9 protein-coding genes are annotated in these 11237 nt (G+C 41.4%); 5 read left to right on the forward strand and 4 right to left on the reverse strand.

Annotated features, from left to right (window positions below; all coding sequences use genetic code 11):
• Nucleotides 1-88: 88 nt before the first annotated feature.
• Nucleotides 89-547, reverse strand: coding sequence for a DoxX family protein (locus tag Q0590_RS35465; protein ID WP_302042423.1), 459 nt, complete (start codon nucleotides 545-547; stop codon nucleotides 89-91).
• A gap of 625 nt (nucleotides 548-1172) precedes the next feature.
• Between Q0590_RS35465 and Q0590_RS35470 the strand changes: the two genes are divergently transcribed.
• Together Q0590_RS35470 and Q0590_RS35475 are read left to right on the forward strand one after the other, a co-directional pair.
• Complete coding sequence (locus tag Q0590_RS35470; protein ID WP_302042424.1) at nucleotides 1173-2261, forward strand: DUF3616 domain-containing protein; 1089 nt, start codon at nucleotides 1173-1175, stop codon at nucleotides 2259-2261.
• 806 nt (nucleotides 2262-3067) lie between these two features.
• Nucleotides 3068-3826, forward strand: coding sequence for a peptidase associated/transthyretin-like domain-containing protein (locus tag Q0590_RS35475; protein ID WP_302042425.1), 759 nt, complete (start codon nucleotides 3068-3070; stop codon nucleotides 3824-3826).
• Between the two features lie 399 nt (nucleotides 3827-4225).
• On the opposite strand, the gene Q0590_RS35480 is transcribed toward Q0590_RS35475, so the two are convergent.
• Nucleotides 4226-4924: a hypothetical protein gene (locus tag Q0590_RS35480; protein WP_302042426.1), complete on the reverse strand. Its 699-nt coding sequence runs from the start codon at nucleotides 4922-4924 to the stop codon at nucleotides 4226-4228.
• Between the two features lie 256 nt (nucleotides 4925-5180).
• On the opposite strand from Q0590_RS35480, the gene Q0590_RS35485 reads away from it, so the two are divergent.
• Entirely contained in the window at nucleotides 5181-5639 is a 459-nt protein-coding gene (locus Q0590_RS35485) for a hypothetical protein (RefSeq protein WP_302042427.1), read from the forward strand.
• Between the two features lie 90 nt (nucleotides 5640-5729).
• Here the strand turns inward: Q0590_RS35485 and Q0590_RS35490 are convergent, their stop codons facing one another.
• Both Q0590_RS35490 and Q0590_RS35495 read right to left on the reverse strand, forming a co-directional pair.
• Nucleotides 5730-6734, reverse strand: coding sequence for a PDDEXK nuclease domain-containing protein (locus Q0590_RS35490; RefSeq protein WP_302042428.1), 1005 nt, complete (start codon nucleotides 6732-6734; stop codon nucleotides 5730-5732).
• A gap of 247 nt (nucleotides 6735-6981) precedes the next feature.
• Nucleotides 6982-7416, reverse strand: coding sequence for a hypothetical protein (locus tag Q0590_RS35495; protein ID WP_302042429.1), 435 nt, complete (start codon nucleotides 7414-7416; stop codon nucleotides 6982-6984).
• Between the two features lie 540 nt (nucleotides 7417-7956).
• On the opposite strand from Q0590_RS35495, the gene Q0590_RS35500 reads away from it, so the two are divergent.
• Both Q0590_RS35500 and Q0590_RS35505 read left to right on the forward strand, forming a co-directional pair.
• A complete protein-coding gene (locus tag Q0590_RS35500) occupies nucleotides 7957-8289 on the forward strand; it encodes a PadR family transcriptional regulator (protein ID WP_302042430.1) in 333 nt (110 codons plus the stop codon).
• Nucleotides 8290-8295: 6 nt separating this feature from the next.
• Nucleotides 8296-10989 (forward strand): ABC transporter permease, encoded by a 2694-nt coding sequence (locus Q0590_RS35505; RefSeq protein ID WP_302042431.1) that lies wholly within the window; start codon nucleotides 8296-8298, stop codon nucleotides 10987-10989.
• The last annotated feature ends 248 nt before the right edge of the window (nucleotides 10990-11237 follow it).

Here is an 11237-nt window from a genome sequence, read left to right on the forward strand (position 1 = left end):
AGAAAGCACATTGAGATATTAAAGCAAGAAGAGTGATATGGTTACTCGAAAGGGGGAGTTAATCTAACTGCCCTTTATTTTATACTCATTATTGTAGTGCCTTTTGGCGATCTCTCTTTGAAATTAAACTATCTACTTCTAAATATTTTTCCTTTATCAAACTTAAGGCAAAGGCTGCTGCCGTAGCTGGAAACACTGAATAGTCTAATGCTGCTTTTATTCCTGTCGAAATAATCATGGCAAGCCCAAAGAGCAGTAAAAGAAACCCACTTAGTTTGGCGAACAACTCTGTTTTGAATCCTATGATAAGAAAGAAGGCAAAGAGTATTTCTGCCCCTGTAGCTATAATGCCAATAGCAGGTACTACTGCCTTGGGCAGCCCAGGATTGATCAATTCTGTGTAGGCTAAAAAACTATTCCAGTTTCCCCACACCGAAACTTCTTTATTCCACCACCCAAATCTGTCTGCCACAGCTGATAGAAATCTGGCAGAAAGGGCAATTCGAAGAAAAAGTTTGAGTATTTTTTTATGCTGGTTATCTTCCATGACTGAACAAGGTTTTACCAGAAGTGAGGTCTAGCTGTTAGGTTTCAAGTCCAATGTAGCAATCTTCTTTGTAATATTTTGCAAGGATTTTATCTTTCTTTTACCTTTTACCAATAGCTATAGAATTGATGTTTGTTGCCGTAGGGGTTCTTTTGCAGATAATTCTTTGAATTTGCAGGTGTTTAAGAGGAGTTAAATCTATTCCCCCTTTGTTGAAACTCCAAAATGGGGAATTTATTTGCCATAAATCTATACTAATTTTGACTTTAATTTAGTAGGTGTAAAGGTCTCACAATTATATTTTTTCACAAGCTTATCTTTTTTATTTAAGCACTTCTCCCATATACAACAAGTCTATATCTAGAAGCCTTATTGCCAGTATGGAAATGAATCTCCAGGAATCCTTCCTAGATAAAGAAGGCAAAATAATATCCTTCTTTATAAATGGCTTTCTACTTGAGCCTCGGTAATATCTTGTTTATACTCATTAATCCATCCAACAAAGTAGCATTTGCCCTTTTATTGAACCGGTTTGACCAGCACACGTATCATATTATCAATTGCTTGAATACACCTGGAAAATAAAATATAATTAACCTGCACATACATTTAACCTGCACATACCATGTTTACCAAACCTATACTACTCCAGTTTGATGATAAAGTAAAAAATTATTCAAAAGGCAAAGATGTCAGAGATGGCTTATCCTCGGTGGAACGATGCGGAGATTATTTGTGGATGGCCTGCGATGAAAGTATTGGTCTGGAAAGAGTGAAGATCGATGAAAATGGTAATTTTTCTCAACACCAAGCTTTTAGTTTGCTAGATTATCTCCAGTTGCCTGCCGGTGATGGCTGTGAAATAGATATCGAAGGTATGTGCTTTCATGGGCATTATTTATGGCTGGTTGGTTCCCACAGCCTGAAAAGAAAAAAGCCGAAGCAAGAATCAGCTGATGTAGAAAAGCAACTCCAGAAATTAGCCAAAGTAGAAGCCGATGCTAACCGGTATATCCTTGCCCGGATTCCTTTATTGCCCAATCCACAGACAGGCGAATACCGGCTTTGTAAATCGTGTGTGCATCCAACTCAGCCTGAGACTGTACTAACGGCAGCTCAACTGATTGGCTGGGAAGAGACCAATCAGTTGATGCAAGTATTGAAAGAAGATATCCATTTTAAAGCCTTTATGCATATTCCTGGAAAGGACAATGGCTTTGATATTGAAGGCCTGGCTATAAAAGGAGAGAAACTATACATTGGTTTGCGGGGGCCTGTACTTAGGGGCTGGGCTGCCATTCTGGAAGTAGAGGTAGTAGATACGGCAGATGGCTATTTTGCATTAAAAGAACAGGCAGATGGGAAGCTATATAAAAAACATTTCCTGCATTTAGGGGGAATGGGCATCCGTGAATTAGCTATTTTAAAAGAGGATCTATTGATTCTTGCCGGACCTACCATGGATTTAGATGGAGAGATTGCTGTATTCCGGTGGAAAAATGGCCTACATCAACAGAAGGAAGCCTTGGTAGGAAAGGAAGAACTCGAGAAATTATTTACTGTACCCCATGGTTTTGATAGTAATTCAGGAAAAGACAAAGCAGAAGGAATGACCATTTTTGATCAAAGACATTTGCTTATTGTCTACGATAGTCCGGCTGAGAGCAGAAAAATAGCAAACAATGTGGTAGTAGCTGATTTGTATAAACTATAGCAGTGATTCAATAAGCCTAGCATGCGCTCTGCTGTTTTAGTCTTAGTTCCTCTTTTATATCGTGTAGCGTAATATCCATATAAAGATGTACTGGCAGGCTAATCCGACAATAGTATTGTTAACAAGATGTCTTTTTATTCTCCCCTTTCTTGGGTCTGTACCAAAAAGTTAAGATATATCACTTTACCTGCTATTCTGATGGAAGTTTCTTAAGCGCTTCTTCATAATATGTTTAATAGTGCACTCTCTTATCGATAATCTCCTCAAATAAACTTTGAAATAAATCAAACGTCTTGACAGTAGAAACTAGCTCATAGGTCCCCCTTTCAAAAGCTCGTTGAATGAGTACTTGTTTTGAAGATCTAATCAATGATGTCGTCAAATAAAAGTGGACAATTATCTAAGAGAAAAAATTATGGAATTAGTCCCTTTGTGTTTCCTTATCGAAATGAGCAGAGGGGAAAGATGTCTACCTTTTCACACTGACACTAGAAAGAAAATCAACTGCATCCAAAGTCATAAATACTGCAGGCTTTTTTATTTCTACAGGATTGATTTGATCAAACTTGTAATGTTTACTCTCTACTGCCTTTCTTACCTTTTGCTTGTATGGACAAAGGAAATAGCCCATGTTCCAATTGAGAGTATAATAATTTTATGGGCAAGGTTACCGCTACCTATATTTTCCATAAAGTAAGAGTCTGTAAAGCTGCCGCTCTAAAATTGGGAGGACGAGCAAAAACAGGGCTCTGCTAACTGATGAGCGTCCTTGAACTAATCCTTACGTATTCATTTTAAAACAATCCATGAAACCGCTTTATTTGCTTATTAACCTTCTCTTATCTGTTTTATTGATCACAGCTTGCACCACAGATCCAGATACAAATCCTGCACCTTCCCCAACCTCTCCTCAAAAGGGCTATGCTTCCGGCAAAGTAACAGATACGCAAGGCAAGCCCTTAGCTAACGCAGATATTGTAGTCAATAACGCTCAATTGTATAACTACAATGTCTTAGGTCAAAGCGATGCTAAAGGAGAGTATTCCCTCAAACTCACTCCAGGGTCCTGGTACGTGCGCGGAACAGTAACGGTCAGCTTTGACAACAAGACGTATGTGCTGGATCTGCATCCGGACAAAGAAGGTGGCTTTGCCGGCTCAGAAGGCGCTGTTTGTAACCTGCAATGGAAACTCACAGGGCCAAAGCCTACAGAGTTTGGAGGAAACGGCTACTATGGAGGCTTGGTAGAAGTATATGGAGAGGGTAATTTTGTAGATACACAAGGGTTAGAACTAACTTTAGAGCCTATTGGCCGGCTCATAGATGGCAGTGAAGGTCAAAAAATAGTACGTCAGCTAGAGGGCCAATCTATAGGGCAAACCCAGGATATTCCTATTGGCCGTTACCGCATCACGGCCCGTTACCTACCGACTGGTCAGATACTAAATCTTCGCCTGCGAAATGCTGATCAGGACTATGCCTCAGATGTAACAAGTAGCTTTGAGCCAGCTTATTTAGGGGCTACTGGCAGTTATAAACTTACTTTGGAGGCACGCCTGCCTTAAACCTGCAGATGGCTCAGGTTTGATGAGTACAAGTGAGATTTCAATCCAAGATCAGCCATATTTCAATGTTCAAACATCACCTGCTAGGATTCCTCCTTCTCAGAAAAGCACTATACTAGATTTATCTCCTTAAAAGCCTACAAAATTATACCGGCTGCACTTTGGTTAGAGAAATATAAATATGTAAAGAGAAGAGCAACAAGGACAAGCATATCTTGTGGCTTTACCTGCCCTCTTACCCAATGCTACATATTAAGATGGGATGGAAGGTTAAACTAATTGTCCGTTATCCATTATTAACTTAGTGGTTCTATTCTTTGCGGTATCTATGAGAAGAGAATAGGGCTGACACTCAAATTCTATACCCTATCCATCCCCTAGGTATACAAATACATTTGCTTAACTTTTCTCCTCTTCTACACTATCTGACTGTGTTTGGGCAACATAAGATTCTGCATATTTAAAATCCTCCAGCCAATAAGCAGAACTGACAATTTCAAAAATGATGTAATTGCTATCTTTTTCTATGGTATCCAATCGCCAAAGAATATGCCTTGCCTCCTCAAAAGAATCCCCTGCTAACTTCTCACTAAAAAGGCGATTAAGTAAGGCTCTGTCCGGCATACCCTGGGCTAATAACCGCAGCAGTGGTGCCTCCGGATGGCCATCAAAAAGGGAAAGACTCGCACCTTCTTCAGGGGTTAACTTAATTTGAAACTGTACGGCTTCGCCTCTGGGAAACTTTCCATTATAGGCCGTGTACAACAGCTGAGTGGCTTTAAAGAAACCTTCGTGAAGCGAGAGTTCGGGATATTCTTCCCATAGTTTTTCAGTCAGCATTTGGTGGGATACGTTTTCAATCTGGCCTTCACTCAGCTGCCCGGCAAACAAATACCCTACGATCACTTGAGCTGCCTCCACCGGTTCTACATCCGTCAACGACATCAGACACATAGCTTGTAGCTCCGAATCGGGGATTTCTTCCGGGTTTTCATAGTCCATTTGTTTAAGTAAGGCTAAGTAATCCTTTTTTTCCCACGAATGGGGCAGTTCATGGATCGTCGTAAAGGACAAGCGTTCAACGGAGAATGTATGCATCTATATTTAAAATTTAAATTCGTTTTTATAAAAAACCTTGTTTTTAGGTTTTTATTAATCCGGTGTGGTTAACTCAAGGGTAAACTCCTTTAGGGAAGTTTGGTTGTCCATCAGATGAAATAAATCGCATGGCTGGTTTCACCTTAGTTGCAATCACGCTCCTTTAGCATATTCTCTAGTACGCGTATGTGGTCATGTGACAAAAAAATACGTATACCACTACTAGGAATTCACCTATCAACAAAAATAGCAGCGCATGGACAAACTAGGCCTAAAAAAACGTATTTTGGAAGAAAGCAGGAGCAATCAACAACTTTTGCGGGATGATTTAACAGAGTCTGTCCAGGAAAGGGTAGAAAGTACCACTCAAAATGAGGATGATGACTTCACTGACCACTTTGAATCCACCCGCGAGGAGGTAATGGATGAAATTAATTTAGTGGCTCCTCAAGTGGATGCTGCGCAGGCACAGCTTCAGTTACTAGAGAGAATGGAGGTTGAAACTTTACATGAGCAGGTAAAGCAAGGTTCTGTAGTGTTAACCGATCAACAGAACTTGTTTGTCTCTACCAGCCTGCCGGTCTTTGAAGTGGAGGGAAAGCCATACCTTGGTGTTTCTACAGATTCTCCCATTTACCATGCGATGAAGGACAAGAAGAAAGGTGATTCTTTTATGCTAAATGGCGTACAGTATCATATTGAAGACGTTTTTTAGTGTATGAAGTTATATTTAGAAGTTAAATTGTAGTATCAAGAAAGGGGGAGTTGGCATTACTCATTTATAATTGATAGAATAATGAGTTTTTTATTCTGTTGGATTCCTTTTTTCAATTTCTTTATTTACTTCCTCTATCAGTTGTTGTTCTGTAGGTAAGTAAATCTCATATTTACTTGCTATAATGTTTTTTGTCCCTTCCGGTAAGGTAAAACGCACGACCGAATCATTTTTTCTGGCACATAATAAAATGCCTATGGTTGGGTTTTCTCTATCTAACTTTTCTACCCTGTCATAATAATTGACATACATCTGTAACTGTCCTAGGTCTTGATGTGTGAGCTTATGAGTTTTTATTTCAATAATGACAAAGCATTGTAACAAGCGATTGTACAGCACTAGATCAACAAAAAATTCATCCCCTTCTAAATGAATCCGTTTCTGCCTGGCTACAAAGGAAAAACCGTTATCCATTTCCAAAAGAAACTCTTGTAAATGAGTAATAATGGCTTGCTCCAGATCTTTCTCATAATAGGAGGCTTCCCGTCTTAATCCCAAAAACTCCAGATACATCGGATCCTTGATAATTTCTTTCGCATCGGAAGGTTGTTTGTCGCCTCTAGCTACTGCTAGAACACTATCCTTGTCGTTGCTCAAAAGCAATCTTTCATACAAGCTGCTATCTATTTGCCTTTCCAGTTGACGCACGGTCCAATTATTTTTTACCGCTTCAGCTATGTAAAAATCTCGTTTATCCTCACTTTCTATGCGGATAAGCAATTTGTATTGGCTCCAGCTTAATTGCGAATACAGTGTATTCGCAATTGGAAAGGTACGGTAAAACTGACGGATCAACTCTATTTGCCGACGGGAATATCCGGTGCCATATTCTGGTTCTAATTGATCTGCAATGTATTTAGTCAAGTATTCTCCATAGCCGGCACGGGCTGCTCCTTGCTGCTCTTCTTCAAAAATACGTTTGCCGATATGCCAGTACATCAGTGTACGTTGATGATCAACGGCTCTAATGGCTTTTTCTTTTCCCTCAGCTATGATAGCTTTGATTTCAGCTATTATTTGAGCGTTTATCAGCATAAAATCTACTTTTTAGAGAATGTAAAATAAAGTTTATCCTTGTTAAAAGCCATAAGATTATGATAGAAATAAATCATATTTTTAAAGATCAATTCAATAGAGCAGCAAGTAATAAAATATACCCAGTTTCATTAACTTCTTCTTTTTCAACCCTCCACCATTGTCTGGTTTTACTCCTATGTCTTTGGGTTTAGCAACTTTATTTTAACAGATAAAAAGGCCAAAGGATCAAGTTATATATGGCCAGCTACCATTTATATCTTAGTTTATCAATCAGGATTGCTGGTAAAAGGTGCTTGCGCAAGGGTGGATATAAAAAGTTATCAGGCAAAGCGTTTGCTCCATAATGCCTGATTAACTGCCCGGCCTCTGCTTGTGCCCTTTTTAGTTCCTGCTCTTTTTGCCCTTCCAGGTTTTGTGAAAGGAGATGGCAGGCCATAATTTTTATTTCTTGTAGTAATTCTCTTGAAGCTAAACTGGTATAATCTTCTAAAAGGGGTTCCAGTACTGGCGATGCCTTCTCACTTTTTTGGAGCATGGGAAGCAGCACATGGAGGGGCGCCGAAAGCAAGCCGATCATATGGCCTGGCGTGGGCGGGGCAGGTAGCTTTTCTTCTAAAAACGCCCTGGTGCCGGCAAGCAGTATCTCTGCCGAGTAGACATAATAATCTTTTTCCATCATAGCCGATTTTTAAATAAAAATAGTTCATTACGCTTTAGAATAATAAGAAGGCTTTGGAAAAATATAGACCTGCCGATCTGGACTCGATGCTGATAGAATGGCGAAGCACATCCGTTCGTCTGCTGGTCCATCGTGCATCTGAGGTCCGAACCTGTTCGCCATAGTCCAAATGGATGCTTGTCGGGGTTTCATACATGGGTACCCTCCTCCCTAAAAGTCAGACTTATCATCAGTAATGACAAAGTGGGAGTTAATTTAACTCACATTGGCTAAAACATTATATAGGGGCTAGAGGGGAAAAATATGATCTGAACTCTATTCTTCCCCTCTTTTATTTCCCCTTTTGGCCACATTTTTATAATAAGAATAAAAAGGATTGGTTAAAATAACTCCCCCATTTCATTTACTATTTTTTTGAATCTACCTACTTTATATACGAAAATGTGGGGGCCTGACACACCCTACGAAATAATTATTACTACAAAATAGTATTTTTACAAAATCCTCGCTATTATTACTACATAATAGTATTATTAAGCTATGAAACATATTCAACTTGGCGAATTCGAGGAGATTGTCCTTCTTACAGTAGGCGTGTTGCATGGAAACGCGTATGGGGTAACGATTAAAGATGAGATTGAACAACGCCTTAACCGGGAAGTAACCATCGGCGCCCTGCAGATCACGCTCCGGCGACTTGAATCCAAAGGCTTCCTGTCATCAAAGCTGGGAGAGTCAGGCGAAAGCCGACGTGGACGACCCAAGCTTTTTTTCGAGATTACCGCTTATGGAAAGAAAGCGCTTGACTATAGCAAAGCCTCGCGTGACGAGCTTTGGAAGGCGCTGCCCAAACTGGTGCTCAATCTTAAATAAACGGCCATGAAAAGCGCCCAGCCACCGAGTTTCATCTTGCGTTTCCTGCAATGGTTTTGCAAGCCGGAATATCACGCAGACATCGAAGGAGACCTGCTCGAATTCTACGATAGGAGATTAGCAGACCAGGGGAGAACCCAGGCCAATTTACGCTTGTTCAAAGACGTTCTATTCCTCTTCAGACCCGGAATTACCAGATCACTTATTATTCATCAACCTATAACCTCCAACGGTATGATTAAAAGTTATTTTATTATGGGGTGGAGAACCCTTTGGAAAAGCAAACTTTACTCAACATTGAATGTGCTGGGCCTTACATTCGGTATGGTTTGTTTCCTGTTGATTGGTCTCTATGTGTATGATGAACTCAACTTCGATACGCAACATAGTAAGGCGGAAAGAATCTATCGTGTGATCATGCACGAAAAAAGTCCCAACACCCAAGCTACAACGGTTGCCGCAGCCGGGTATATGGTGGCTGAAGAATCCAAACAAACATTTCCGGAAGTAGAGCAGACAACACGCATGCAACGCCTTGGGCGTGATAACCTTGTCGACCCTGAGAAACCCGTGAATGTACAGGAGACCATCACTGTTGCCGATGAATATTTGCTTCAGGTATTTGATTTTCCCCTGATTGAAGGAGACAGAGCTACAGCTTTAAAAGAACCCTACTCTATTGTTATCACAGAGGATCTCGCTATGCGCATCTTTGGGAGAAAGGATGTGATCAATAAAAATCTTCAGTTTACCCGAATGGAGAATCCTGTCAAGATTACTGGAGTCCTGAAAAGTCACCCGCAAAATTCCAGCTTTACTTTTACCAGCGTATTGTCAGAAGCAACGCGGTATTCAAACGAGGAATTTATGCGTGAAATGCAGAGTGATTGGGCTTCAGCAAGCTATACTGTCTACGCATTGTTACGCCCCGAAGCAAACCCTGATGCTGTTTCCAGTAAAATCACCCGCCTTGTTCATGCCAATGCATCACTCGAACCGAGCACTAAGCTTTCCTACACTCTTCAGCCATTGAAGGAGCTGCATTTGAAATCTGAAGGCATCGTCGATGGGGCAAGAAATACAAATGTTGATAGCATTCCGCAGGGAAACCCTTTCTATGTAACAGTGTTCTCATTTACGGCCATTCTTGTCTTGCTGATCGCAGGAATCAACTACTCGAACCTGACCACTGCCCGGGCGTCCAGCCGGCTTAAGGAAATCGGTGTTCGAAAAGCAATCGGAGCGCTACGTGGCAATCTTATAGGGCAGTTTCTAATTGAATCCCTCATCACAACAGTGATCGCTTTCCTGGTTGCTGTGGTCATCGTTACGCTTGTGCTTCCTAATTACAATGAATTTGTGAATAAAAAGTTTTCGCTTTTCACCTCCGTAGGCTTCGGTTTCTGGGTCGCTGCGGTAGGCATGATCCTTACGATTGGTTTGCTTTCCGGGGGCTATGCAGCCGTGTTGCTTTCCCGATTCAACCCGGTTTCATTATTGAAAGGCTTGACGCTCAAAACTGGTGGTGATTTCACTGTGCGTAAAGCATTAGTGGTGCTGCAGTTCGCGATTTCAATTGTCATGATCATCGGAACGATTGTGCTCTTCAGGCAGGTACGTTTTTTAAACAATAGCCATCTGGGCTTCAACAAAGAGCTGATGGTGGTCATTGACGTGAATGTGGTGAAGGCCCGCTCTAACTTTGAATGGGTGAAGAATGAGATGTCGAAGATCGCTGCTGTACAGAGGGTGTCTGTAACATCGCATGTACCCGGCGAATGGAAAACGTTAGTGAGAGTAAAGCTCACAAAGCAGGCAAGTGGTCATGAACCGCAGGTAGCCTATGCGATCGGTGCGGATAAGGATTTTCTTGAGACCTATAAGATCGAGTTGCTTAAGGGCCGCAACTTTAAGAATGAGAACGATACTTCTGCCATCCTGATCAACGAAACGGCTGCGAAAATGCTAGGCATTAGCGATGTTTCGCAGGTGGTTGAGATTCCTCAAACTGCCCGTGGTTCCTTCTTTAATCCCATTTATGATGACGTTAACGCTTCGTTCAAACCGCGGGTGATCGGCATTGTAAAGGATTTCCATTTTCAATCATTGCGGCAGAAGATAGAGCCGTTGGTTATCGCATACCACGACAATCCGATTTATCCTATCGATTACTTCTCAGTCAAAATCATGCCCCAAAACATTCAAGCTACCCTCGACAAGCTTAAAGGGGTAATGGTAGCAAATGATGAACGTGAGCCTTTCGAATACCACTTTCTCGACGAGCAGCTCGCACGATTCTACCTAGAAGATCAGCGCAGCCAAACGATTCTTGGTTGGGTGGCCCTGGCCAGCGTGGTCATTGCATGCCTGGGCCTGTTCGGACTGGCCACCTATTCGGCAGAACAACGGTTAAAGGAAATTGCCGTGCGAAAAGTTTTAGGTGCCAACCTATTAAGCATTATAGCCTTGCTCTCTAAAGATTTTGTGAAACTGGTTTTGATCGCCTGCTGTGTTGCATTCCCCATTGCGTGGCTTGGCGCTAACCAGTGGCTGCAGGCGTATGCGTATCATATCGAGGTGGAGTGGTGGATCTTTGCACTGGCAGGCTTGATAGCAACCGGTATTGCACTGTTCACGGTGAGCTACCAGGCCATCAAGGCCGCAGTGATGAACCCGGTAAAAACTTTGCGTAGTGAATAAGCCGTGTGAAATAGAGTCAGAGACTTTAGCATATAATTAGCAAATAAATTGATTTCATTATTTGGCTTCACTTTAAGGATAGTCGCATCTTATCTTCTAAAAGAGTCACTACCAAGGTAATTGCATGATGCTGAATCATCCAATATAGATCTTCATCTTTTGTTTCACCTGTTTTAAGTTACCCAAAAGGGGACTGGGTGTTGCACAACTGCTGGTTTGAAATCTGGCTTCTGAGTGGTAAATTCAGG

The sequence above is a fragment of the Rhodocytophaga aerolata genome (assembly GCF_030503435.1).
Lineage (GTDB): Bacteria > Bacteroidota > Bacteroidia > Cytophagales > 172606-1 > Rhodocytophaga > Rhodocytophaga aerolata.